Annotated in this window: 22 protein-coding genes and 4 tRNA genes; 14 read left to right on the top strand and 12 right to left on the bottom strand. The window is 63.3% G+C overall.

The window, feature by feature from the left end; all coding sequences use genetic code 11:
• Nucleotides 1-130: 130 nt before the first annotated feature.
• The 3 genes from AC3E6W_RS01905 to AC3E6W_RS01915 all read left to right on the top strand — a co-directional run bounded on the left by AC3E6W_RS01905 (nucleotide 131) and on the right by AC3E6W_RS01915 (nucleotide 383).
• Nucleotides 131-202: transfer RNA gene (locus tag AC3E6W_RS01905), tRNA-Thr, on the top strand.
• 34 nt (nucleotides 203-236) lie between these two features.
• A tRNA-Met gene (locus AC3E6W_RS01910) sits at nucleotides 237-310 on the top strand.
• A 1-nt stretch (nucleotide 311) separates the two neighbouring features.
• Nucleotides 312-383 (top strand) — tRNA-Thr (locus AC3E6W_RS01915).
• 170 nt (nucleotides 384-553) lie between these two features.
• Here AC3E6W_RS01915 and AC3E6W_RS01920 read toward each other — a convergent pair.
• The gene (locus tag AC3E6W_RS01920) at nucleotides 554-1,555 is read right to left on the bottom strand and encodes an LLM class flavin-dependent oxidoreductase (RefSeq protein WP_490652201.1); all 1,002 of its coding nucleotides are present in this window, start codon (nucleotides 1,553-1,555) and stop codon (nucleotides 554-556) included.
• Nucleotides 1,556-1,748: 193 nt separating this feature from the next.
• On the opposite strand from AC3E6W_RS01920, the gene AC3E6W_RS01925 reads away from it, so the two are divergent.
• The 3 genes from AC3E6W_RS01925 to AC3E6W_RS01935 all read left to right on the top strand — a co-directional run bounded on the left by AC3E6W_RS01925 (nucleotide 1,749) and on the right by AC3E6W_RS01935 (nucleotide 4,015).
• A complete protein-coding gene (locus AC3E6W_RS01925; RefSeq protein WP_070483612.1) occupies nucleotides 1,749-2,201 on the top strand; it encodes a MaoC family dehydratase N-terminal domain-containing protein in 453 nt (150 codons plus the stop codon).
• Nucleotides 2,201-2,662 (top strand): MaoC family dehydratase, encoded by a 462-nt coding sequence (locus AC3E6W_RS01930; protein ID WP_049346397.1) that lies wholly within the window; start codon nucleotides 2,201-2,203, stop codon nucleotides 2,660-2,662. The genes AC3E6W_RS01925 and AC3E6W_RS01930 overlap by 1 nt, the downstream gene beginning before the upstream one ends.
• A gap of 246 nt (nucleotides 2,663-2,908) precedes the next feature.
• The gene (locus AC3E6W_RS01935) at nucleotides 2,909-4,015 is read left to right on the top strand and encodes a UDP-N-acetylmuramate dehydrogenase (RefSeq protein ID WP_490652202.1); all 1,107 of its coding nucleotides are present in this window, start codon (nucleotides 2,909-2,911) and stop codon (nucleotides 4,013-4,015) included.
• A 188-nt stretch (nucleotides 4,016-4,203) separates the two neighbouring features.
• On the opposite strand, the gene AC3E6W_RS01940 is transcribed toward AC3E6W_RS01935, so the two are convergent.
• Nucleotides 4,204-5,148, bottom strand: a complete 945-nt coding sequence (locus tag AC3E6W_RS01940) for a histidine kinase (protein WP_490652203.1) — start codon at nucleotides 5,146-5,148, stop codon at nucleotides 4,204-4,206.
• A 117-nt stretch (nucleotides 5,149-5,265) separates the two neighbouring features.
• Nucleotides 5,266-6,669: an MFS transporter gene (locus AC3E6W_RS01945; protein ID WP_490652204.1), complete on the bottom strand. Its 1,404-nt coding sequence runs from the start codon at nucleotides 6,667-6,669 to the stop codon at nucleotides 5,266-5,268.
• Between the two features lie 212 nt (nucleotides 6,670-6,881).
• Here AC3E6W_RS01945 and AC3E6W_RS01950 point away from each other — a divergent pair, with 212 nt between their 5' ends.
• Nucleotides 6,882-7,259 (top strand): TIGR02611 family protein, encoded by a 378-nt coding sequence (locus tag AC3E6W_RS01950; RefSeq protein ID WP_049331811.1) that lies wholly within the window; start codon nucleotides 6,882-6,884, stop codon nucleotides 7,257-7,259.
• 114 nt (nucleotides 7,260-7,373) lie between these two features.
• On the opposite strand, the gene asd is transcribed toward AC3E6W_RS01950, so the two are convergent.
• From asd to AC3E6W_RS01985, 7 genes are all read right to left on the bottom strand, one after another.
• The gene (asd, locus tag AC3E6W_RS01955; RefSeq protein WP_049331813.1) at nucleotides 7,374-8,513 is read right to left on the bottom strand and encodes an aspartate-semialdehyde dehydrogenase; all 1,140 of its coding nucleotides are present in this window, start codon (nucleotides 8,511-8,513) and stop codon (nucleotides 7,374-7,376) included.
• Nucleotides 8,514-8,701: 188 nt separating this feature from the next.
• Complete coding sequence (locus AC3E6W_RS01960; RefSeq protein WP_490652398.1) at nucleotides 8,702-9,391, bottom strand: dihydrofolate reductase; 690 nt, start codon at nucleotides 9,389-9,391, stop codon at nucleotides 8,702-8,704.
• A gap of 24 nt (nucleotides 9,392-9,415) precedes the next feature.
• Nucleotides 9,416-10,300, bottom strand: coding sequence for a thymidylate synthase (locus tag AC3E6W_RS01965; protein ID WP_490652205.1), 885 nt, complete (start codon nucleotides 10,298-10,300; stop codon nucleotides 9,416-9,418).
• A gap of 135 nt (nucleotides 10,301-10,435) precedes the next feature.
• On the bottom strand, nucleotides 10,436-11,446 hold the full coding sequence (locus AC3E6W_RS01970) for an NUDIX hydrolase (protein WP_049331818.1): 1,011 nt from the start codon (nucleotides 11,444-11,446) through the stop codon (nucleotides 10,436-10,438).
• Between the two features lie 255 nt (nucleotides 11,447-11,701).
• Complete coding sequence (locus tag AC3E6W_RS01975) at nucleotides 11,702-13,972, bottom strand: RNA degradosome polyphosphate kinase (RefSeq protein WP_080975241.1); 2,271 nt, start codon at nucleotides 13,970-13,972, stop codon at nucleotides 11,702-11,704.
• 114 nt (nucleotides 13,973-14,086) lie between these two features.
• Nucleotides 14,087-15,121, bottom strand: coding sequence for a mycothiol synthase (mshD, locus tag AC3E6W_RS01980; protein WP_143131605.1), 1,035 nt, complete (start codon nucleotides 15,119-15,121; stop codon nucleotides 14,087-14,089).
• A gap of 122 nt (nucleotides 15,122-15,243) precedes the next feature.
• Nucleotides 15,244-15,921: a winged helix-turn-helix transcriptional regulator gene (locus AC3E6W_RS01985; RefSeq protein ID WP_049343273.1), complete on the bottom strand. Its 678-nt coding sequence runs from the start codon at nucleotides 15,919-15,921 to the stop codon at nucleotides 15,244-15,246.
• 502 nt (nucleotides 15,922-16,423) lie between these two features.
• Between AC3E6W_RS01985 and AC3E6W_RS01990 the strand changes: the two genes are divergently transcribed.
• Complete coding sequence (locus AC3E6W_RS01990; protein ID WP_049331824.1) at nucleotides 16,424-17,116, top strand: heme-binding beta-barrel domain-containing protein; 693 nt, start codon at nucleotides 16,424-16,426, stop codon at nucleotides 17,114-17,116.
• 70 nt (nucleotides 17,117-17,186) lie between these two features.
• Nucleotides 17,187-18,440 (top strand): CAF17-like 4Fe-4S cluster assembly/insertion protein YgfZ, encoded by a 1,254-nt coding sequence (gene ygfZ, locus AC3E6W_RS01995; protein ID WP_490652207.1) that lies wholly within the window; start codon nucleotides 17,187-17,189, stop codon nucleotides 18,438-18,440.
• Nucleotides 18,441-18,537: 97 nt separating this feature from the next.
• Here the strand turns inward: ygfZ and AC3E6W_RS02000 are convergent, their stop codons facing one another.
• A complete protein-coding gene (locus tag AC3E6W_RS02000; protein ID WP_049343271.1) occupies nucleotides 18,538-19,569 on the bottom strand; it encodes a 6-phosphofructokinase in 1,032 nt (343 codons plus the stop codon).
• A gap of 356 nt (nucleotides 19,570-19,925) precedes the next feature.
• Nucleotides 19,926-21,128, bottom strand: coding sequence for a pyridoxal phosphate-dependent aminotransferase (locus tag AC3E6W_RS02005; RefSeq protein ID WP_049343270.1), 1,203 nt, complete (start codon nucleotides 21,126-21,128; stop codon nucleotides 19,926-19,928).
• A gap of 363 nt (nucleotides 21,129-21,491) precedes the next feature.
• Here AC3E6W_RS02005 and AC3E6W_RS02010 point away from each other — a divergent pair.
• The 5 genes from AC3E6W_RS02010 to rplA all read left to right on the top strand — a co-directional run bounded on the left by AC3E6W_RS02010 (nucleotide 21,492) and on the right by rplA (nucleotide 24,338).
• Nucleotides 21,492-21,564, top strand: a tRNA-Trp gene (locus AC3E6W_RS02010).
• A gap of 76 nt (nucleotides 21,565-21,640) precedes the next feature.
• Entirely contained in the window at nucleotides 21,641-21,919 is a 279-nt protein-coding gene (gene secE / locus AC3E6W_RS02015) for a preprotein translocase subunit SecE (protein ID WP_049331833.1), read from the top strand.
• Nucleotides 21,920-22,043: 124 nt separating this feature from the next.
• Nucleotides 22,044-22,790, top strand: coding sequence for a transcription termination/antitermination protein NusG (nusG, locus tag AC3E6W_RS02020; RefSeq protein WP_049343269.1), 747 nt, complete (start codon nucleotides 22,044-22,046; stop codon nucleotides 22,788-22,790).
• 287 nt (nucleotides 22,791-23,077) lie between these two features.
• Complete coding sequence (rplK, locus tag AC3E6W_RS02025; RefSeq protein WP_049331838.1) at nucleotides 23,078-23,506, top strand: 50S ribosomal protein L11; 429 nt, start codon at nucleotides 23,078-23,080, stop codon at nucleotides 23,504-23,506.
• Between the two features lie 136 nt (nucleotides 23,507-23,642).
• The gene (rplA, locus tag AC3E6W_RS02030) at nucleotides 23,643-24,338 is read left to right on the top strand and encodes a 50S ribosomal protein L1 (protein ID WP_049331841.1); all 696 of its coding nucleotides are present in this window, start codon (nucleotides 23,643-23,645) and stop codon (nucleotides 24,336-24,338) included.
• Nucleotides 24,339-24,400: the final 62 nt, after the last annotated feature.

The raw sequence follows: 24,400 nt of genomic DNA on the forward strand, positions 1-24,400 counted from the left end.
TCTTAGGCGTCCGGCTGCGGCGGCATGGCGGGGAGAGTGGAGGAGCTATTTCCCGAGGATAAAATTGTGGTGTATGCCATACTATTCGCGCTTGCGGGTGCCCCCAAAGCCATGTATAGTTTTACCTGTTGCCCCGATAGCTCAGTGGTAGAGCGCCATCTTGGTAAGATGGAGGTCCCGGGATCGATTCCCGGTCGGGGCTCTGTCATTAGCCCGTTATGCGGCGTTAATGATGTGGCGGTGTAGCTCAGCTGGTTAGAGCGCACGACTCATAATCGTGAGGTCGACGGATCGAGCCCGTCCACCGCTACGCCCCGATAGCTCAGTGGTAGAGCGCCATCTTGGTAAGATGGAGGTCCCGGGATCGATTCCCGGTCGGGGCTCAGATAAGCCTGTCTCTTCGGAGGCAGGCTTTTTTGTTTGCCAATTTTGTCTGCCTATTTTCTTTACCTGAAGCCCGGTCTGCAGGTGCCCAGCGCACGGCTCGATACCGGGCATAGCGAAGCCCCCGAGAAAAACTCGGGGGCTTCATCTTTATGCTCTGATCAAAGCGTTAGGAGGCGCGGCGCACCACCGGCAGCTGGGACAGCAGCTCGTAGGAGCGCAGGCGGTCCTCATGCTCCCATGCCTCGGTCATGACGATGAGCTCATCAGCGCCCGTGCGTGCCACCAGGTCCTCAATGCGAGCCTGCGCGGTTGCGGGGGAGCCGACGATCGCCTCAGCGGTCATGCGGTCGATGTGCATCTTCTCCGTCTCGGTCCAGATGGCGTCCATGTCCTCTACCGGGGGTGCGAAAGACAGATTGCCGCGCACCACGCCCAGGAAGTGCTGCTGCTGGCTCGTGTACAGGTAGCGTGCCCGCTCATCGGTATCGGCGAGCATTGCGGTCACGCCCACCATGACGTAGGGCTCGGCCAGGTGCTCGGAGGGCTTGAAATTCGCGCGGTAGGTATCAACAGCCTCCTGCAGCATGGTGGGCGCAAAGTGCGAGGCGAAGGCGTAGGGCAGGCCCAGCTGCGCGGCAAGCTGCGCGCCGAAGAGGGAGGAACCCAGAATGTACATGGGAACCTTCGAACCCTGGCCCGGGATGGCGTGCACGCGATGCATGGGGGAGGGCTCGCCCAGGAAGCGCTGTAGCTGCTGAACCTCCGCGGGGAAGCTCATGGCGGCCGAGTCATCGCGGCGTAGCGCGGCGGCGGTCATCGGGTCGGTACCCGGCGCGCGGCCCAGACCCAGGTCGATGCGGCCGGGGTGGAAGGCGTTGAGGGTGCCGAACTGCTCGGCCACCACGTAGGGGGCGTGGTTGGGGAGCATGATGCCGCCCGAGCCCACGCGGATGCGCTCGGTCGCGGCGGCAATCTCGGCCATGACCACGACGGTTGCGGAGGAGAGCAGGGAGCCGGCGTTGTGGTGCTCGGCAACCCAGAAACGCTCGTAGCCGAAGGATTCGGCCGCGCGCGCCGCGTCGATGGTGTTGAGCATGGTCTGGTGCTGGCTCTGATCGGAGCGGTGCGGCATCAGGTCGAGAACCGAAATTTTTACGTTGGAAGACACAATTTTTCCTTCTTGATTGATTGCGGGTACTCGCCCAGCCTACGCCTGCTTGGGCTGGATGGGTAGGGGCCTTCGCTAGCAGGTAAAAATGCGACGAAATACTGCACGCCTGCATGCCGGTTACTTGCACAGCGGTCTGTCCACTCTGCGCGTTCGAGCTGAACACTGTGCACAAGAACGGTAGACTGAAATCATGAGCATTAACCCTGAGATTGTGGGCAGGGTCTACCCGTCCGAGAACACCTACGTTGTCGGTCGCGAAAAGATCCGCGAGTTTGCCCGAGCAGTTCACGCAGAAAACCCCCTCCACCACGACGTTGAGGCAGCCCGCGCGGCAGGGTACGCAGATGTGATTGCCCCGCCGACCTTCGCCATTATCCTGGCGCAGGCAGCCGACGCGGCACTCATCAACGACGAGTCCGCGGGCATCGACTTCTCGCGCGTCGTGCATGCCGACCAGCGTTTCACTCACCACCGCCCCATCGTGGCCGGTGACGAGCTGCGCACCGAGGTTCACGTGGACTCCGTGCGCGTTATGGGTGCCGGCGCAATGCTGACCACCCGCGAAGAAATCGTTGACGCCCAGGGCGAGCCGGTCACCACCTGCATTTCTTCCCTGCTGGTTCGTGCCGAGGAGGAAAACTAATGGTGCGTTTTGAAGATCTTGAAAAGGGCCAGGACATCGGTTTGCGTACCGTGGAGCTTTCCCGCGCTTCGCTGGTGCGTTACGCTGGCGCATCCGGTGACTTCAACCCGATTCACTGGAACGAGCGTTTTGCTCAGTCGGTGGGTCTGTCCGGCGTGATTGCTCACGGCATGCTGACCATGGGTACCGCCGTGCAGCTCGTGAGCGACTGGGTGGGCGACCCCGGCGCGATTGTGGACTACCAGACTCGATTCACCAAGCCCGTTCCCGTGGCGGATGCACCCGGCGGCGAAAACCCCGACACCCCCACGAACGCCCTGACTATCAGCGGTAAGGTGGGCGCCCTGAATGAGGAGGAGCGCACCGCCCGCATCGACCTGACTGTCACCGCTCGTGATGAGGAAGGCAAGGAACAGAAGGTTCTGATGAAGAGCCAGGCTCTGGTGCGTCTTTCGGCATAGTCCCTCGGCACAGAGTTTCTGTGCTCGCAGATAGCTGTGTGAAAGCCCCGACGCTACCCGTTGCGGTGGTGCCGGGGCTTTTGCATGCTCGGCTGCACGCTCACCGCTTTTGTGCGCTTACCGGCGGGGTAGTTGCGTTTTCTGAGAAAGGTGCGGCGGAAAATGAAGGTAAAATCACCATAAGGTTTCAGTGACTTTAACGCGTGGCGGGTGTTGACCTCCCGCAACGCCCGCTATTCTTAACCTATGACTGAAAAGCTGTTGAGCGAACTGACCACCGCCCAGGTAGGCGGCCCCGCTAAGACCTACGTCCGCGCCACCTCCGAGGCAGAAATCATCGAAGCAGTCTCCGCTGCAGACGCCGCCGGTGACCCCGTCCTGATTGTCGGTGGAGGCTCCAACCTCCTGGTTTCCGACGCGGGATTCGACGGAACCGTCGTGCACATCGCCTCCGACGGCGTGGAGAAGCTACCCATTCCCGCCTGCGGCGGCGCCAACGTGCGCGTCCAGGCCGGCACCATCTGGGATGACTTCGTAAAGCTCAGCATCGAGAACGAATGGGTCGGCCCCGCCGCCCTCTCCGGCATCCCCGGCACCGTGGGTGCAACCCCCGTGCAGAACGTGGGAGCCTACGGCGTGGAGGTGGGCGAGTTCATCGCCTCCGTACGCACCTGGGACCGCGAGAAGAACGCCCTGAAGACCTTCGCGAGCGCAGACCTGCGCTTCGGCTACCGCGACTCGGTACTTAAGCGCGCAACCGTCAACGGCTCGCCCCGCTACGTGGTGCTGACCGTCGATTTCCAGTTCACCCTGGGTAGCCTCTCCTCCCCGATTAAGTACGCCGAGCTGGCTAAGAGCCTGGGCGTGGAGCCCGGTCAACGCGCCGACTCCGCGCTGGTACGCCAGAAGGTTCTGGAACTGCGCGGCTCCAAGGGCATGGTGCTCAACCCCGAGGACCGCGACACCTTCTCGACCGGTTCGTTCTTCACCAACCCGATTGTGCCCCGCTCGACCCTGGAGTCCCTGCCCGAGGGCGCCCCGAACTTCCCGGTCATTACCAAGGTGAACCCCTTCGGCCCTGGCACCGAGGACCCGGACCGCGTGAAGCTCTCTGCGGCCTGGCTGATTCAGCACGCCGGTTTCGACAAGGGCTTCGGTCTGGAGGGTGAGTCCCGCGAGATTGCCCACGGCCGCGCAAGCCTGTCGACCAAGCACACCCTGGCCATTACGAACCGCGGCGGCGCCTCCGCCGAGGATATCTTCGCGATTGCTCGCGCCGTGCGTGACGGCGTGCGCGAGCGCTTTGGCGTGACCCTGGTTCCCGAGCCCGTCGTGGTCAACGGCGAAATCTAGACGCCATTGTAGTGACGATGCCCCGGTTCCGTTTCGTGTGAAGCGGAACCGGGGCATCGTGCGTTAATGGGGAAGCGGTTATTCCGCCCGGAGCCTGCCTGACCGCAAGCGACTGTGCCGGAAGTGACCGTGCCGGATGCAACCTAACGGGGATCGGCCGAGGGGGACTCGCCGGGGGCCGGTAGGGTCTAGCTCCGCGGAGGGGCCTTGCGGTCGGTAGCTGCGGGAGCCTCGGGCAGATGCCGCACGAGTGCCTGTACGGCAAAGGGGACCCGTTCGCGGGGGCAGGGAGCGTGGAAAATCGGCTTGTGCCTCACGGGGCGGTAGGGGAAGTATTCGGCGTCCTCGCGGGTGGACCAGACGATATTGCCGAACTCGTTCGGCACGGGCGAGAGCACGTTGGCGTAGTAGGCTTGGGCCTCGCCGCCCGCGGATTCATCCTGCTCAATGATGAGCGCGCGCACCATGCCCGCGGAAACCTCCCGGCCCGCCTCTGCCTCATCCGGGCGTTCGGAGGGGTTCAGATGTACAGCCCGCAGCCTGTCCCCGAGTTCGTCCACGCGGGCCTCGCCGGGGGCCAGAACAGCGGCCTGCGCCGTGAGAGATGCACAGAGGCCTTCACAGAGTGCACGAATCAGCGCCATGCGGGCCGGGTAGATGTCGGTGATATTCCAGCCGAGCAGAGGCGGGGCGGAAGAGACCTCGGGGGAAGAAGCCCCCGCCTCGCCCCGGTTCTCATTGTGCCGGGGCGTTCCGGGCGCATCCAGCGGAAGGTAGCCGCGGGCTATCAACCCGCGCTCCACCGCGCGACCGTCACGCTGCTCCCAGAAGCTACGCGAGGACACGCTGAAAAGGAGCTGCGCATCGCGCACCTGCACGGTGAGCACGAAGTCCTGCGGGTAGGAGTTCTTGTACCGGGGTCTCAATGCAATCGGCTTATCGGTGGGCCCGAAGTTCTCCGGCCAGTCCAGGTAGTAGCTCATGGAAGCCCCGTCGCTACGATGCACCGTGAGCTCGCCGGGGAGCAGCTGGGCTTCGGGCGTTCCCGCGCGGCGGGCGGTGGCGTAGCGCTCGCTTACGGGCCATGGCGTGAACTCTGTCCGGTAGGCGGTGGGTACAAAAGAATCAAGCATTGTGGTGACCCCTCACAGACGTATTCTAGGTCTTCAACCATTATGGCCCACAAGAACGCCGTGCCCTCCCCAAAAGCTGCGGGAGGGCACGGCGTGCGGGTTTACAGCGAATCGCGGTTAGAGCGACTGGCCGCGACGTTCAGGCAGGAAGAACACCGTGGTTGCGGCGGTCAGGAAGGCCAGAGCGAAGAGCGTGAACAGCAGCGGGGTGCCGCCGAAGGCCACGAGCGGGGGCACGACGAGCGGTGCCGCAATCGAGGCCAGGCGTCCAATACCGGCCGCCGCACCGGTGCCGGTGCCGCGCAGGTGAGTCGGGAAGATTTCCGGGCTCAGGGCGTAGAGCGCACCCCAGGCACCCAGGTTGAAGAAGGAGAGCAGGCAACCGGCGATGATGATGAACACGTCGGAGTGTGCCAGGCCGTATCCCGCCGCGGCCAGCGCGGATCCAATCAGGAAGGCGGCCAGGGTAGCGCGGCGGCCCCACTTCTCGATGAGGTAGGCGGCCATGGCGTAACCGGGCAGCTGCGCGAGGGTCATGATGAGTGTGAACGCGAAGGACTTGACCAGGCTGAAGCCCTGAGCGCTCAGCAGTGCCGGAATCCAGATGAAGGCGCCGTAGTAGGAGAGGTTAATGCAGAACCAGATGATGCACAGGGCAATGGTCTTGCGGCGCTGACCAGCGGCCCAAATCGAGTGAATCTTGGCGGACTCGGCGTTGTCGGTGCTCTCCTCGGTACTGTGGATGGCGGCCTCCTCGGCCTTCTGCGCCTTGGGGAAGAGAGCGGGGGAGGCTTCGAAGCGCTCGACGACGCGGCGGGCCTCATCGTGCTTGCCGACGGACTCCAGGAAGCGCACGGACTCGGGGGTGCCCATGCGGACCACCAGCGAGTAGATGGCGGGAATCAGGCCGATGGCCAGGGCCCAGCGCCAGCCGTTGGCCTGGGGAACGACAAAGGTGCCGATGACGGCGGCCAGAATCCAGCCGACGGCCCAGAATGCTTCAAGAGCGACCACGACGCGACCGCGGATGGAGCGGGGCGAGAACTCGGAGATGAGCGTGGAGGCCACGGGCAGCTCGGCACCCAGACCCAGGCCGACCAGGAAACGGAAGACGAGCAGTACACCCAGGGAGGTTGCCAGGGCGGAGGCGCCGGTCGCCAAGCCGTAAATCAGCAGGGTGAGGGCGAAGATATAGCGGCGGCCGAGCTTATCGGCGAGCAGACCGCCGAAGGTTGCGCCGAGTGCCATGCCGGCGAAACCGATGGAGCCGAGCCAGGAAGCCTCGGTGGGGCTGAGGTGCCATTCCTTGAGGAGCGCGGCCATGACGAAGGAGATAAGGCCTACGTCCATGGCGTCGAGTGCCCAGCCGAGGCCCGAGATGCCCAGGAGCTTGCCGTGGGCGCGGGTGAAGGGGAGGTTTTCGAGGCGCTCGTTGAGAGTGGGTGCGGCGTTGCGTTCCGTGGCGGGCGCAGCGGCGTTGGTGCTGGATGAGTCCGTTGAGACGGGACGGGAGGAGGACACGGTGGTGGGTCGCTTCCTTAGTGTTTAGGCGTAATGCCGGTGAATTGTTTCCCCTACAGTGTATAAAGGTATTTTCGACTTGAACACTATAGAAACGAAAAAACGTGAAGATGACAAAAAATCTCATAGATTAAGAAATCCTTCACAGCCCCCGCCCAGCAGCAGATGATATTCTCTAACCAGCCCGCCGCTCGGCGAAACTCGCCGCCCGTTTGGAAGGACCACCCCTGAAAACCATCGAAGACGAAGTCAAGGAAAGCGAAACCAGCCGCTTTCACCGCTGGCTCGAAGCCCGCAAGGAGCGTATGAACGCGCATCCGGTCCTGCGGCACCTCTACAAGCCCCTCGTGATCGGTGTGGGTGCCTTCTGCTTCATCGCCGGGCTCATCATGCTCGTCACCCCCGGCCCCGGCTGGCTCTTCATCTTCATCGGCTTGGGCATCTGGGGCACCGAATTTACCTGGGCCCGCCGCGCCAACCGATTCATGAAGCACGTGGTGCTCACCGCCTGGTACCGCTACCGCGCCTGGAGCCAGCAGCGTAAGGAACGCAAAGCCGCACGCAAGGCGGCCCGAGCTCAGCAACGCTAGAGCCCGCCTCACGCCTGCATCCCATCCGCCGGCGCTATTGACAGAGCAAAAGCCCTCGCCTCCATCCGTCGGGGATGGAAAGCGAGGGCTTTCGTATGTTCTAGTCAGCGAGCTTTAGAGCTTGCCCACGGCAATCTGCAGCATGCGGCGAATCGGCTCGGCGGCACCCCACAGCAGCTGGTCACCCACGGTGAACGCGCTAATGTACTCGGGGCCCATGGCCAGCTTGCGCACGCGGCCAACCGGAATCTCCAGGGAGCCGGAGGCGGCCACGGGGGTCAGCTGCTCCATCGAGGCCTCGCGCTCGTTCGGCACGAAGCGAACCCAGGGGTTATCCTCGGCGATGATACGCTCGATTTCCTCCAGCGGCAGGTCCTTCTTGAGCTTGATGGTCAGCGCCTGAGAGTGCGAGCGCATCGCGGCGATACGGACGCACAGGCCGTCCATGGTGACCTTATCGTCGGCGGAACGGCCCAGAATCTTGTTGGTTTCGACCTCAGCCTTCCACTCCTCACGGGACTGGCCGTTACCCAGATCCGAATCAATCCAGGGAATCAGGGAGCCGGAGAGCGGCACACCGAACTGGGTGGAATCCAGCTCGCCGGAACGCTGCTTGGCCAGAACCTTGCGGTCAATGTCCAGAATTGCGGATGCGGGGTCGTCCAGCTCGGCGGCCACCTCATTGCCCAGGTCGCGGAACTGTGCGAGCACCTCGCGCATGTGGCGGGCGCCGCCGCCGGAAGCGGCCTGGTAGGTCATAGAGGTTGCCCACTCGACCAGATCGTTCTTGAAGAGACCGCCCAGACCCATCAGCAGGCAGGAGACGGTGCAGTTGCCGCCGATGTAGTCCTTCACGCCGGAGGCCAGGCCGCGGTCGATGACGTCGCGGTTAATGGGGTCCAGCACGATGATGGAGTCATCGTTCATGCGCAGGGTAGAGGCGGCGTCAATCCACAGGCCGTCCCAGCCGGCCGCGCGCAGCTTCGGGTGCACGGCCTCGGTGTAGCCACCGCCCTGAGCGGTCACAATAATCGAGTGCTTACGCAGCTCATCAATGTCGTAGGCGTCCTTCAGCTCGGACGGCTCGAGAACGCCGTCGAAGGTGGGCGCCTGGCCACCAACGTTAGAGGTGGTGAAGAAGACGGGGGTAATGCCCTCGAAGTCGCCTTCCTCAACCATGCGCTTCATGAGGACCGAGCCCACCATGCCGCGCCAGCCAACAAAACCTACAGAGTCACCGGGATTAAAGTTCATGGTTCCCAGTGTACTCTCAGGTTGGCGCATCCGGGATAACACCGTACAAAAAATCTGGTATTCGGAACGGAACATCCCGCGGAGGCGCGGAGCTTACCGCCGAGGCTTATCCTCGGGGTGCTCGGGGCGGGTTAAACGCTCAAGCCCGCGGCACTCCGGGTGAAGTATCCGCGGGCTTGAGATGCAGTTTACGGGATGCGTCCTTTAGGGAGACGTTCGAGCCTCTGGAAGGAGAAGTACATGGGGTTCTTCGTGCCCGACTCATCGAGCAGATACCCCTTCTCGCTCTTCTCCCAGGCCGTCTCGGAGACCACGTGCCAGCATCCGTTCGGGGAGCCTACCGCGCAGTTTCCGTGAGAGTCCGCGAGCTGCAGTTCGGGCGCTCGCGTATCGCCGGTAATCTCGTTGCCTTCCTGGCAGTAGAAGAACGTACGCTCCACCACTTCCACCCGACCGAAGGCGGGCAGGTCGTTGCGGGAGAGCGCCTCCGCGTACACGGAACCGCCGCCAATAATCCAGGCATCAACGGTAGGGGTGTTAGCCGCGGTGCTTTCCGGCAGTTCGGGATTCGGCTCAATCGGTGCGCCCACGGCGTCGCGAGCCGCGTACAGGGCCGCATCCAGCGAGGGAACCCACAGGGCACCATCGCGTTCTTCAGCCTCAGAAACCGAACGGCTAATCACAATATTCGTGCGGCCCGGCAGCGGACGGAAACGCGGCGGGAAGGACTCCCACGTGCGGCGCCCCATGATGACCGGAGCCCCCAGGGTGACCGCCTTGAAGTGCGCCAAATCCTCCGGGGCGCGCCAGGGCATATCCCCCGCGCGGCCAATGACTCCGGCATCGGTTTGAGCCCAAATAGCACCCAGACAATACATCATGCCTCCTAGAGCTACCTGTAGTTAGACCGCAATCGGGGCGGCAATGCCCGGGTGGTGCTTGTAATCCACCAGCTCGAAGTCTTCGTACTCGTAATCGAAAATAGAAGGCTTCTTGGTTTTAATAACGAGCTTCGGGTACGGGTAGGGCTCGCGCGGCGGGTAGGGGTTGCCCTCCGGATCGGTGCCGTAACCCAGCTGCTTCTTCACCTGCTCCAGGTGGTTCGAGTAGATGTGGCAGTCGCCGCCAGTCCACACGAACTCGCCCGGAACCATGCCGACCTCTTCGGCGATCAGGTAGGTCAGCAGAGCGTAGGAGGCGATGTTAAAGGGCACGCCCAGGAACATGTCCGCGCTACGCTGGTACAGCTGGCAGGAGAGCTCCTTCACGCCGTCCAGGCGCTCGTGCACGTAGAACTGGAAGAGCGCGTGACAGGGCGGAAGCGCCATGTTGTCCACCTCGACCGGGTTCCACGCCGAAACGATGTGGCGGCGCGAGGCGGGGTTGTTCTTGAGCGAGTCGATGACCTTGGCAATCTGATCGATCGTGCCTCCGTCGGGGGTCGGCCAGGAACGCCACTGCACGCCGTACACCGGACCCAAGTCACCGTTCTCGTCGGCCCATTCATCCCAAATGGTCACGCCGCGCTCCTGCAACCAGCGGACGTTCGAGGAACCGCGCAGGAACCACAGCAGTTCAATTGCCACCGACTTAAAGTGCACGCGCTTGGTGGTAATCAGCGGGAAGGAATCCCGCAGGTCGAAGCGCATCTGGCGGCCAAACACGCCGAAGGTGCCGGTGCCGGTGCGGTCGGAACGCTGAGCGTCGGCGGCGATGGCGTCCTTGTTTTCCTCGAGGATGTCGCGCAGAAGATCTTCGTACGGGGTGGGGATGGGTGCGTCGCTCATGATAAGCCTTCGTGGTAGTCCGTGCGGGATGGCCGGGCGCGGTTCGTGCCGGGCCGTTTATCCATTGTAGAAGCGCGCGAACGCGCCGAGGAGTAAGAATCGGCGCGTTCGCGGTCAGAAGTTAAAAGCGGAGGGCTAGTCCAGGGCCGGGCGTACCCGCTCCACCGAAACGATGCGCGGGTTCTCACCCTCGGTCACCTGCAGCACCAGGGCATCGCCGGGCTCCAGGTAGGGGTCGGCGGCCGGCAGGATATCAGCGGGCGATCCCTCCCACAGGTGCTCGCCCAGAACCTCCATGACGATGGGCAGCACGGGGCGGTGCGTGCACAGCAGCGAGGGGGCGTCCTTCTCGAAGAGGGAGGCCACGGTACGGGTCGTGCGCGCCGGGTGACGCTGAGCGCCGGCCTCCGAGAGGGACTTCTTCTCCTTGACCGCCACGCCGTGCTCCACGGAGTAGGGGGTCACCGTCTGCAGGCAGCGCAGCCACGGCGAGGAGAGGATTCGGTTGGGCGCCCAGGCGGCGTACAGGCCGCTGGAGGCGAGGGCCTGGCGCTTACCGGTGCCGGCCAGCGGACGGTCATCCTCGGCGGCGGCCCAGTGCGAACGCGGCTTGGCCTTCGCGTGGCGGGCAATGATGACGGGGCGGGTGCGCAGCGCATCCGCCTCGCGCAGAGCCTCGAGGGAATCCAGCGGGCCCAGGTCATCACGGTTGGTCAGCAAGGCGCGGGCCACCTCGGGGGTCACCCAGCGCAGCTCGTCCACTTCACCCTCATCGGCCAGGGCGCGAGCGCCCTCGGGGAGCTGAGCGGACCAGTAGAAGACATCCTTGGGACGGCCGCCCACGGGGTAGGAGGTGACAGCCAACGGCACGCCCAGGGTCACCTGCAGGCCCACTTCCTCACGAATCTCGCGGATTGCGGTTTCTGCGAGGGACTCGCCCGGGTCCTGCTTGCCCTTGGGCCAGGACCAGTCGTCGTAGTTGGGTCGGTGAATGATGAGCACCTCGAAGACATCGTCGCGCACGCGCCAAATCAGCGCGCCGGCAGCAACGATTTCTGCGGTGTTGGCGGGGGAACGGTCGACGCTGTTCACCGCGTCGAAGCGTCGGGCCGAGTAGTAGATGGAGGAGGAATCCTGCGGGGCCATGTCTCTCTAGTCCTTGGTGGTTGGGTCTGCACGGCGCGGTGGAAGCGCCGGGTTCCGCGTCTTATTGTACGGGAGAAAAACCACAACCTGTCACCTTGACGTAACCTTCTGTTCACCTTTGCGTCCGGGTTGCATCCGGGTTATGTCTGGGTGGGCGTGCGGGAACCGGCAAACCGACGCAGGATAGCGAAGGAGCCCCGCTCCCCACCGTACGGGGTGGGAAGTGGGGCTCCTTGTGGAAGGGACGATACCGGCCTAGACCTTATCCACGTTCTTACGCGAGCGCGAACGCAGGTAGTAGGACTGCACATCCTGCAGGGGCTTGCCCTCGCTATCGGTGTTGTGACGGGTCCAGGTGCCGTCCGCGGCCAGGTGCCAGGTGCGCGAGGAATCACTCATGTAGATGGTGAACATATCGAGCAGGTACTTGATGTGGCGCGGATCCTTGATCTGTACGAGCGCCTCGATGCGGCGGTCCAGGTTGCGGTGCATCATGTCGGCCGAGCCGATGTACACGACCGGATCGCCCGCATTCTCGAAGGCGAACACGCGCGAGTGCTCCAGGAAGCGGCCCAGAATCGAGCGCACACGAATGTTTTCGCTCAGACCGGGAACGCCGGGGCGCAGGGCGCAGATACCGCGTACGACCACATCCACCGGCACGCCCGCCTGGGAAGCGCGGTAGAGCGAGTCGATGACGGCTTCGTCCACCATTGAGTTGCACTTGATCTGAATCTTGGCCGGCTTACCCGCCTGGTGGTTCTCAATCTCGCGGTCGATGCGCTCAATCAGGCCGCTACGCAGGGAGCGGGGTGCAACCAGCAGCGACTTGTAGCTGGTCTTCGGGGCGTAGCCGGAGAGCTGGTTGAACAGGCGCGAGACGTCCTCGCAAATCTGCTCGTCGCAGGTGATGATGCCCAGGTCCTCGTAGAAACGGGCCGTGGAGGGGTGGTAGTTACCGGTGCCGATGTGGGCGTAACGACGCAGGTGGTTGCCCTCGCGGCGCACCACCAGGGAGAGCTTGCAGTGCGTCTTCAGGCCCACGATGCCGTACACCACGTGCACGCCGGCGCGTTCGAGCTTGCGAGCCCACGAGATGTTGGCCTCCTCGTCGAAGCGGGCCTTAATCTCGACCAGCGCCACGACCTGTTTGCCGGCCTCGGCGGCCTCAATCAGGGCGTCCACGATGGGGGAATCGCCGCTGGTGCGGTACAGGGTCTGCTTGATGGCCTGCACGCGCGGGTCGGCGGCGGCCTGAGCCAGGAAAGCCTGCACACTGGTGGCGAAGGAATCGTAGGGGTGGTGCAGCAGCACGTCGTGGTCGCGGGCTGCGGCGAAGACATCCGCTTCCTTGGCGGTCTCGGCGGCGTTGAGCCAGCGGGAGGTGTGCGCAATGTGCTTGGGGTAGTGCAGCGCCGGACGGTTGGCGCGCACGATGGCACTCAGGCCACGCAAATCCAGCGGGGCCGGCAGGCGGTACACCTCGGACTCGTCGATGTTCAGTTCAGAAATCAGCAGGTCGAGGATGGTGGGGTTAATAGTATCCTCAACCTCCAGACGCACCGGCGGGCCGAAGCGGCGGCGCAGAAGCTCCTTCTCCAGGGCCTTCAGCAGGTTCTCGGCGTCGTCCTCTTCCACCTCGAGATCCTCGTTACGGGTCACGCGGAAGACGTGGTGCTCCACAACCTCCATGCCGGGGAAGAGCGTGTCGAGATGCTCCGCGATGATGTCCTCAAGCGGAATGTAGCGGCTCTCGCGGCCGGCGGTGTTGGCGGCGCGGGCACCGTCCACGGAGACCATACGGTCCAGCTGATCGGGTACCTTGACGCGGGCGAAAAGCTCCTTGCCGGTCTGCGGGTTGCGCACCAGCACGGCAAGGTTGAGCGAAAGACCCGAGATGTAGGGGAAGGGGTGAGCCGGGTCCACGGCCAGCGGGGTCAGAATCGGGAAGATGTCGCGCATGAAATCCTGGCGCAGGCGTACCTTGGCGTCGGTGTCCAAATCCTCCCAGCTCACGATGCGGATGTTCTGCTCCTCCAGGGCGGGCAGCACCTGCTCGTGGAATACCTTGGCGTGGCGCTCCTGCAGCTTGTGGGCGCGCTCGGCAATCTCCTCCATCTGCTCCTCGGGGCTCAGACCGGCGGCGGAGGGCACGGCCAGTCCGGTGGCGATGCGGCGCTTCAGGCCGGCCACGCGCACCATGAAGAACTCGTCGAGGTTGGAAGCGACGATGGACAGGAAGTTCAGGCGCTCCAGCAGGTACAGGTCCGGATCCTCCGCCAGCTCCAGCACGCGGGTGTTGAAGTCGAGCCAGCTGCTCTCGCGGTCGAAGAAACGCTCGGGGCCGAACTCTTCCTCCAGGCTGAAGTAGGATCGCTTCTCGCCCTTCTCGATGCGGTCGCCGCGGGAGTCCGCGCGCTCGATCTTGGAGATGTCGTTGCCGATGTGGATAACGCCGGTCATGGGCGCCGGCTCGGTGGGCTTGGGTTTGGGTGCCTTATTCAGACCGTTAGGGGCGGGTACCATACTGTACTTCCTTTCCTGTGTAGTGGTTAGCTAAATCGGTGGGCGCACCCGCGGCGGCGCGCCGGGGCGGGCCCGGCATGCAATGAGGCCTGAGCGGGCTCGCGTGCGGGAGGGCTAGGCGGCGTGACCGGGAGCGTACATACGGTCCACCGTGGCCACGCTGAATCCCAACGAGGTGTACAGCGAGTAGGCCGCGGTGTTGTCGGCATCCACGTAGAGCTCGATGGCGTGCAGGGGCTCGCCCGATTCGTCGGCGGCCAACGCCAGGTAGGCCAGCGCTCGCAGGGTCAGGGTGCGGCCCAAGCCGCCTCCCTGCGAGTCGGGGTTCACTCCCACCACGTAGATTTCGCCGGCGGGGGAGAGCTCGCCCCTCACCTGCCCGGTCGGAATCTTGGTCCAGGTAAACGCAGCAATCGAAGCGTCGTCTTCCTTCTCGGAGGCGATGAAGAAGCCCTCGGGACGGAACCAATCGGAGCCGGTGCGCTCGCGCAAATCGGCCAGGGTGAGCTTGCCCTGCTCAGGATGGTGCGCAAAGGCGGCCGCGTTGACCCGCAGCCAGGGGAACTCGTCCGCGCCCGTGTAGGTGCGCATCCGCAGGTTCTCGGGGAGCGCGCGCGCGTCGGAGCGTTCAACGAGGTCCTCGCGGGTTGACTCGTCCAGCGGCAGAACCATCTTGTACAGAACGCGCACCGGGCTGAACCCGTGCAGGGTCGCGAAGGCGTGCGCGGGGGTTTCGATGCCGGTGTCGTTGGCGCTTCCGTGCACCCAGAGGCGGTATCGCACGGCGTCCTCCCCGAGCTGACGGACGGCGTGCTCGAAGAACGCGCTTCCCGCGCCGCGACCGCGGTAGGCGGGAGCCACGGCCGCCTCGATGACGCCGCCGTCCTCATCGGAGATGGGAGTGAGGGCCACGAAGGCGGCCGCGATGGTGCCGCCGTCCTCGGCCAGGAAGAGGCGGGGAGGGGTGAGGGTGCGCTCGCGCAGGGCCTTGGTGAGTTCGATGCGGGTCTGCTCGGAGAACGCCGAGACGCCGTCGTGGAGCGCAACCTCGCGGGCAAAAGTATCGAAACGGTCCAGCAGCTCGGCGGTGAGTGCGGGTTCGGTGTAGACAAGGTCGGTTGAGGGAGGGGTTGTCTGACTGGTGGCCATCATTGCCTTCTTTCGTAGCCTTCCCTTTAACTCTACCGGGGAATATTGTTCTTTGAAGAGTTTGGTCTAGGTTACGAACGAATATGACGGGAACCGACCGTCCTACGCCCCTCGCGTGTCGGTTAACGGGTCGAGCTGAAGGAATATCCCACGTTGCGGACGGTCGAAATCATCTGCTCGTGCTCGGTGCCCAGCTTCGATCGCAGGCGACGCACGTGCACGTCGACCGTGCGGGTGCCGCCGTAGTAGGAATCGTAGCCCCAGACCTCCGAGAGCAGCTGCGCGCGCGAGAAGACGCGGCCCGGGTGCATGGCCATGAATTTGAGGAGCTCAAACTCCTTGAAGGTCAGGTTGAGCGCGGCCCCGGAGAGATGTGCCGAATAGGCCTGCGTGTCGATAACCAGGTTGCCGGCCCGGATGATGCGTTCCTGCGTCGAATCGTCCTGGGGCTCGGCCTCACTCACGATGGCCAGGCGCAGGCGGGCGTCCATTTCGGAGGGGGAAGCCTGATCCGAAACGATGTCGTCCACCTGCCAGGAGGAGGCAACCGCCGCCATGCCACCCTCGTTAAGAAGCGCGATGAGGGGGAGCTGTAGGCCGGATGCACGGAGCAGCTGGGCGCTGTGGCGAGCCTGCACGAGCGCGGTGCGGGCATCCAGTATGACCAGGTCAAACCCCTGATCCTCGAGGACCTTATGCGCCGTGTCGAGGGGGAAGAGCTGCACCCGGTGGCTGAGGAGGCTCAGAGAGGGAACGACGTCCTGAGCCGTGGTGTCGCTCAGAAGCGCAATACGGTACACGTTCTCTCCCTTCCTACACGTCACGCGGCGGCTTGATAAATCTCTTCTAGTGTACCCGCCCGGCCCCCAACCGCCGGGAGCGGCGCCAGCCTCAGACTAAGGACACCCCGCCGCCAGCCCCTCGTGCGCTCTTTCGCGCTGGGGCGTGTGGTAGCTTTAAGACATGGATAACAATCTTATGGCTCTCGAAGCTTTCTTCATGGTGCTGATGGCTATCATCTCCGTGTGCATCGCAATCGGTGCTTTCGCGGTGTTGCGCGGCCTCTTCAGCGGTCAGAAGTAATCTTCCGATAAGGGCAGAAGTATAAGCCTGACATAGGGCATTGGGCGGTTCGCGAGCCGCCCGCGCCAATGACGGCGTAAACCCCCGTCCGGGTTCATCCGGGCGGGGGTTTCCTATGCCTGTTTTCTCCGGTGGGCTACCGGCGGTAGGCTTCTGGGCCGCTGGCGAACTCGTAACATATCTCTATCCGTTGCCTGCCCTAGCCGGTAAAATGTGGGTATGGCTATTGAAATTCCTTCCAACCTAACCCCTGAACTCGTTCCCTTTGCGTGGCTCCTCGGCACCTGGGAAGGCACCGGAACCATGTGGTACGAGGGTCAGGAAAACACCCCCTTCGGCCAGATTATTACCTTTGAGCAGGATGGCCTGCCCTTCATTGAGTACCGCGCCGAATCTTTCCTCCTCGACGACGAGGGTAAGAAGCTCCGTCCCATCACCGTAGAGACCGGCTTCTGGCAGATCGATCGCCCGCTCACCGATGCCGACGGCGGCTTCGGCATCGTGCCCAAGGACGTTGTTCCCGCCTTCGCCGACGCGGAGAGCGTCGAGACCCTGCGTAACGAGGACGACGGCTTCTCCCTGCTCGCAACCATCGCCCACCCCGGCGGTATCAGCGAGAACTACGTGGGCATGGTTAAGGGCCCGGTCGTGCGCATGCAGACCGGCAACCTGCTGCGCGACGAGATTTCCCACGAGTACGCCGGCTCGGTGCGCCTGTGGGGCCTGGTCAACGGTAACCTCATGTGGGACTGGGAGATTGCGGACGCCGAGGGCAAGCTGCACAAGCACGCTTCCGCCGAGCTGCGCAAGACCTCCTCGATGACCGGCGATTCCTTGGGAACCTCGATGTTCGGTTCCCTGGACGGCGAAGAGCCCACCGGCGAGCCTTCCGATAAGCCCGCCGCCGAATAGTTTGTGCCAATCATCAGAGCCTGCCCCGCTCCCCGGTGGGGTGGGTTCTTTCGTGTGAAAGGTTTCCTCCGTGACTGAATCTTTGACCGACCCGGTCCGGGCCGAACAGGACCGGACCGCACGCCTCGCAAGCCCCCTGCTTTCGGTGAGCGGGGCTTTCGCCGCCGGCGGCCCCGACGAGGGTGTGGCGGCCCACTACGGCGACCCCATCCACGAGCAGCGAGCCCTGAGCCGCGACCGTTCCGCCGGGGCGGACGAACCCCTGGTGGTGGTAGACCGCTCGTCCCTGGGTATCGTGCGAGTGACGGGCCCGGACCGCCTGACCTGGCTGACCTCCATCGCCTCGCAGATTCTGAGCGATATGAAGGCCGGCGATAGCCGTGAATTCCTGCTGTTGACCCCGCAGGGACGCATCGAATACGCCCCCGCAGCCTTCGAAGACGGTGAGGCCCTCTGGCTCATCGTCGAGGGTGACCAGGCCGAATCCCTGGAGGAGTACCTCAACCGCATGAAGTTCATGTTGCGCGTCGAGATTCAGAATCTCAGCGACGAGTACGCGGTGCTCGAGACGAGCCGCGATCCCCGCGGTGCTGATGGAGTAGTACATCCGGCCCTGGCCGCGGCGCTCGCCGGTGCCTCCGCCGAAGGCCTGCCGGTGTGGGAGGACCCCTGGAACACCCCCGCCCCGGGTGGCTACCGCTACGACGAGGCCGGGGATGCGCACCCGGGTGCCGACTACGTGCGGTTCTGGACGATTGTTCCCCGCGGGACGCTAGATGCCCTGGCGGAGAACCGCGAGGGCGTTCGTCTCGCGGGTGTATGGGCCGCCGAGGCCCTGCGCATCGAGGCCTGGCGTCCCCGCTACGGCACCGAGGTGGATGACAAGAGTATTCCGCAGGAGCTGGACTACTCCCGCACTGCGGTGCACTTCGATAAGGGATGCTACAAGGGGCAGGAGACGGTCGCGCGCGTGCACAACCTGGGCCGCCCGCCGCGCCGCCTGGTATTCTTGGACATCGACGGTTCGGAGCACACCCTGCCGGCCGTCGGTAGTGAGCTCTTCGTGGAGGGCAAGGCCCGCCCGGTTGGCTGTATCACTTCGGTGGCGCTGCACCACGAGGCCGGGCCCATCGCCCTGGCCGTCATTAAGCGTGGCGTTGATCCGAAGGCGCCCCTGCGCGCGGTAGACGGTGGGGATTTCCTGCCCGACGGGTCCCCGGCACCGGCCACGGAGTATGCGGTGGCTCAGACGACTGTGGTTTCGCCCGATTCGGGCGAGGTGGCGCGCCGCTCCCTCTCCGGCCAGGAGTTCTTGAAGCGTTAGAAACCGACTCTCTGTTCTTTCTGGAAGCGTAGAAACCGCTGAGGCGGGCACTCGCGATGGAGTGCCCGCCTCAGCGGTTTTGTGTACGGGGAGCGGCTTAGCGGCCGAAGAGAACGGAGGCCTCGTCCCAACGTTCCTGCGGAACGGACTTCAGGCCGTCCAGAGCCTCTTCCAGCGGCACGTACTTGACGACGGTGCCCTGGACCGAAACCATCTTGCCCCACTGCTTCTGGGCAACCATGTCCACGGCGCCCATGCCCAGGCGGGTTGCCAGCACGCGGTCGAAGCCGGTGGGGGCGCCACCGCGCTGGATGTGGCCGAGGATGGTGTTACGGGTCTCGATGCCGGTCATGCGTTCGATTTCGTGGGTCACGTATTCACCAATGCCGCCGAGGCGCGGACGACCGTCCTTCTCGGTGCCCTTGTTGGCCATGACATCGTCGAAGCCCTCGGGGATGAAGCCCTCGGCAACGACGACCAGGGGAGAACGGCCGCGGTCGTGTACCTCGGTGACCCACTCGGCGACCTGGTCCATGGAGACCTTGACCTCGGGAATCAGGATAGCGTGTGCGCCTGCCGCCATGCCGGAGTGCAGCGCAATCCAGCCAACGTGACGACCCATGACCTCTGCGACCATGCAACGGTGGTGCGACTCACCGGTGGTGCGGATGCGGTCCATAGCCTCGGTTGCGATGGAGACTGCGGTATCGAAACCGAAGGTGTAGTCGGTCGCGCGCAGGTCGTTATCAATGGTCTTGGGCACGCCGATGACGGGCAGGCCGGCGTCGGCCAGGCGCTTGGCGCCGGCGAGGGTGCCTTCACCGCCGATGGCGACGATGGCGTCGATGCCGTGACGCTCCATCATGATTTCGATGTTTTCGGGGCCGCCGTTGGGGCCGTCGAAGGGGTTGGTACGGGAGGTGCCGATGATGGTACCGCCCTGGGCTGCCAGGCCGCGGACCTTCTGGCGGGGCAGGTCCATGTAGTCGCCCTCGACGACGCCTCGCCAGCCGTCACGGAAGCCGACGAATTCGTAACCGTACTTCTTGACACCGTTGAGCACGGCACCTCGAATGACAGCGTTCAGGCCGGGGCAGTCGCCGCCGGAAGTAAGCAGACCGATCTTCATGTTGGCTCCTTGTGAATGTCTGCGCGTCGGGGGTGTGTTGCGCGCGTATATAACTATGGCCTCCACGAAGTCGGCACGCACGAAAGTGCCGCTCGGGAGGTCATTCTCTTGGTCTCTATTTTAGCGGGGTTTGGGATGTGTGGGTAGTGGTGGATTAGGGTGGGAATGGCCTCATTCCGGCATAAAAGTTCAGGTGCTTTACACCCTCAGTCGGCATATTTTGAGCGGGTGATTGCTGCATCCGCGCCCTGACAACGAAGAGAGGCCCGGGGCCTGCCTCCGCCGCAGCGGTAGAGGCAGGCCCCGGGCGCTCAAAAAATATTTAACGATTCATGAAACGCACTCGCGAGAGGCGACTAATCGCGCGCACGACCCAGTAGTTCCTGCAGGCGGGCAACGCCCTCGGCCAGGTCATCATCTCCCAGGGCGTAGGACAGGCGCAGGTAGCCGCTGGGGCCGAAGGCCTCGCCGGGGACAACGGCAACTTCGGCCTTCTCGAGGATGAGCTCGGCGAGCTCGGCGCTGGTCTGCGGGCGTACGCCGTCGATTTCCTTGCCCAGCAACTCGCGAACGTCCGGGTAGGCGTAGAACGCGCCGGTGGGAACGGGGCAGTGCACGCCCTCGATAGCGTTAAGACCCTCGACGATGGCGCGGCGGCGGCGGTCGAAGGCGGCGTGCATGACCTTCACGTCGTCCTGCGGGCCGGTCAGAGCGGCCAGGGCGGCACGCTGGGCGATGTTATTGACGTTGGAGGTCATGTGCGACTGCAGGTTAGAAGCCGCCGCGATAACGTCGCGAGGACCAATCATCCAGCCCACGCGCCAACCGGTCATGGCGTAGGTCTTGGCCACACCGTTGAGAATTACGCAGCGATCGGCCAGCTCAGGTACGGCCTTCAGAATCGAAACCGAGCCGGTGCCATCGTAGGTGAGGTGCTCGTAGATTTCGTCGGTCAGAACGAAGATGCCCTTCTCCAGAGCCCACTGGCCGATGGCGCGGGTTTCCTCTTCGGTGTACACGGCACCGGTCGGGTTGGAGGGGGAGACGAAGATGAGCGCCTTGGTTGCGGGGGTGTAGGCTTCCTCGAGCTGCTCGACGGTGACCTTGTAGTGCTGGTCGCTACCGGCAAAAACCTCGATGGGGTTACCGCCGGCCAGGCGGATGCATTCGGGGTAGGTGGTCCAATAGGGAGCCGGCAGCAGAACGTCGTCGCCCTCGTCAATGACCGTGGCGAAGGCCTGGTATACGGCCTGCTTGCCGCCGTTGGTCACGATGACCTGGGAGGGATCGACCTCAACGCCGGAGTCGCGCAGGGTCTTGTCCGCGATGGCCTTCTTCAGCTCGGGCAGGCCGGAGGCGGGGGAGTAGCGGAAGTTCTTGGGGTCCTTCAGCGCTTCGTGGGCGGCATCCACAATGTGTGCGGGGGTAGCAAAGTTGGGTTCGCCGGCGCCGAAGCCGATGACGGGGCGTCCCTGAGCCTTGAGTGCTTTGGCCTTTGCATCAACGGCAAGGGTTGCGGAGGGTGCAATGGCACCGATACGGCTGGAAATGCGCGCCATGGGGGCTCTCTTCTCTCTTGTTGTGTGTAGCGGGGGCGAAACGCCGGTGAGGTCGTAGCCGGCGGGCCCGTTGGAGGGCGTACGGGTGCGTCACCTCGTGCGTTCCTCGTGTGTAAAGATGCGTTCTTCCTTATAGGATACGGGGCATCGCCGGAGATAGGATACCTCCGAAAGAAAGAATGGACAGCCTTTTTCTGAAAAAATATTGCGTTTTGGAGTTGCACGAGCGCGTCGGCATGGTTTAGAGTTAGTTCTGCACCCGCAAGGGTGTAATTGTTTGCCCCTCTAAAGCCCACTGGCTTAGGAGGCAATGGAGGAGCGAACGAGTGAGAAGCAACTCTCACGCCGAAGCTCAGGCTTCAAAGGGTGGTGGCTCAATTGGTAGAGCAGCGGTCTCCAAAACCGCAGGTTGCAGGTTCGAGTCCTGTCCGCCCTGCTCAAATTGCCTCAATAAACGATTGTACGCCCGCACTCCGGGCGTACTTTTTTAGATACAGAAAGGGGCAGAAGAAATGGCATCGTCTGCTACTGCCACTCAGGCTGCTGAGTCTGGCGCATCCTCAAAGAGCGATGAGAAGCGCGGTTTCTTCGGCCGTATTTTTGCATTCCTTCGCGAAGTTATCGCGGAGTTGAAGAAGGTTACCACTCCCACCGGACGCGAGCTGATTGGTTACTTCCTCGCGGTTCTGCTGTTCGTCGTGGTGATGCTCCTGCTGATTTCCGGCCTGGATTATCTGTTCGGCCAGGGAGCATTCTGGATCTTTGGTAACGGAACGATTCAGCGTAACTAGCTAACCGATACCGAGCGCATCCCCGGTGGGGTGTTGCGCCGAGTATCATAATTTTTCCCGGATTATTGATTGGTGCTGCGTATGCAGCGCAGCCAGATCGTAAGCGATAGAAAGTAGGAGCGACGTGTCCGAGCAGGAACTGGTATCCGAGATTGAAGAGGTCGAGGTAGCCGCTGCTGAGGCTGCCGAAGAGGCCGAAGCTGTCGAGCAGCTGGCCGAGGAGGCTACCGAGGCTGTTGAGGCAGCCGAGGAAGCTGCCGAGGTGGCTGAGGAAGTCGACGCTCTGGAAGAATTCAAGTCGAAGCTGCGCCGTCAGGTGGGCGATTGGTACGTGGTGCACACCTACTCGGGTTACGAGAACAAGGTGAAGACCGGTATCGAGACCCGTATCCAGAACCTCGAGGCCGAGGATGAGATCTTCGAGGTCCAGGTTCCCATGGAGACCGTGGTCGAGTTCAAGAACACCGTGAAGAAGACCATCCGCCGCGTGCGCGTTCCCGGCTACGTGCTGGTCCGTATGGAACTGACCGACCACTCGTGGGGCGTTGTGCGCCACACCCCGGGCGTGACCGGCTTCGTGGGCCAGGATGCGTACAACCCGGTTCCGCTGCGCATGGAGGAGGTCTTCGAGATGCTCCTGCCCGTCTTTGAGGAGCAGCAGCAGAGCCAGGGCCTGCCCGTCTCCAAGCCCGTCGTTGAGTCCGACTACACCGTGGGTGAGAACGTCCGCGTGAAGTCCGGCGCATTCGAAGGTATGGACGCCACCGTGTCCGAGATTAAGGCCGAGGCTCAGCAGATTGTCGTGATGATTTCCGTCTTCGGCCGCGACACCCCCGTGACCCTGAGCTTCACCGAGATCGAGAAGATCTAGCGAGGCTGTAGCGCATGAGCGAGCCCGGTACCCGAAAGGGGCCGGGCTCGCTCTGCGTTAACCCGCATCTTTTCATTCCCGCCGCCGGTCGTTCGTTCCGGCGCGCGCCTCCGATATTAGTGAATACCGATGAACACTGGATTAAGCGGCGGATTAACGCTAAAATTTTGGTTTGTGTATGCGCACGTCACGCTTTCGTGCGCGCACGCCGATGGCCGCGCCACGGTCATCACCCTGCCGGCGTACGCTCCTGTGCGTCGGTTCCCAGCTAAGAAAAGGACCCTACATTGGCTCCCAAGAAGAAGGTCACTGGCCTCATTAAGCTGCAGATCCAGGCAGGCGCCGCTAACCCGGCTCCCCCCGTCGGCCCCGCACTGGGCTCGCACGGTGTGAACATCATGGAGTTCTGCAAGGCATACAACGCTGCAACCGAGTCGCAGCGCGGTAACATCATCCCCGTTGAGATTACCGTCTACGAGGATCGCTCCTTCACCTTCATCACCAAGACCCCTCCGGCTGCCCAGCTGATCAAGAAGGCTGCTGGCGTTGCTAAGGGTTCCGCTGTTCCCCACACCACCAAGGTTGGCTCGCTGACCGAGGCTCAGGTGCGCGAGATCGCAGAGACCAAGATGCCCGACCTGAACGCAAACGACCTGGATGCAGCATCCAAGATCATCGCAGGTACCGCTCGTTCCATGGGTATCACCGTCGAGTAATTTCGGTTCGCCGAATAGCCGAGTGATCGGCACCGTAGATTTTTCTACACAGAACTTGTAAATGCCCGTCGAGTGACGGGATGTGGCAGAGCCGAGCGCGGCTCACGAGACCACAACTGCATAAGGAGAAAAGCAGATGGCAAAGCGCAGCAAGGCGTACAAGGCAGCTGTAGCCAAGATTGAAGAGGGTAAGCTCTACACCCCCGCCGAGGCAGTCGCCCTGGCGAAGGAGACCTCTTCCACCAAGACCGACGCAACCGTTGAGGTTGCAATGCGTCTGTCCGTTGACCCCCGTAAGGCAGACCAGATGGTTCGCGGTACCGTGAACCTGCCCCACGGCACCGGTAAGACCGCTCGCGTGGTCGTTATCGCAGCAGGCCCCAAGGCTGCTGAGGCCGAGGCAGCTGGCGCTGACTTCGTTGGCTCCGACGACCTGATCGCAAAGATCGCCGGCGGCTGGACCGACTTCGACGCAGCGGTTGCAACCCCCGACATGATGGGTAAGGTCGGTCGCCTGGGTAAGATCCTGGGTCCCCGTAACCTGATGCCGAACCCCAAGACCGGTACCGTGACCATGGATGTTGCAAAGGCTGTTGCAGACATCAAGGGCGGTAAGATTGACTTCCGTGTTGACCGTAACTCCAACCTGCACTTCATCATCGGTAAGGCTTCCTTCACCGCTGAGCAGCTCGAGGAGAACTTCCAGGCAGCACTGGAAGAGATTAACCGTCTGAAGCCCTCTTCGGCTAAGGGTCGTTACATCTCCAAGGCAACCGTTGCTACCACCTTCGGCCCCGGTATCCCCGTTGATCCGGCTTCCGTTGCTGCCTAAGGTATGCACCTGTAGCGTCTAGCATTCGCTAGTGATCGCCCCTGACGTTTAGGCGTCGGGGG

This window comes from Rothia sp. SCPM-O-B-18226 (M350) (assembly GCF_058213595.1).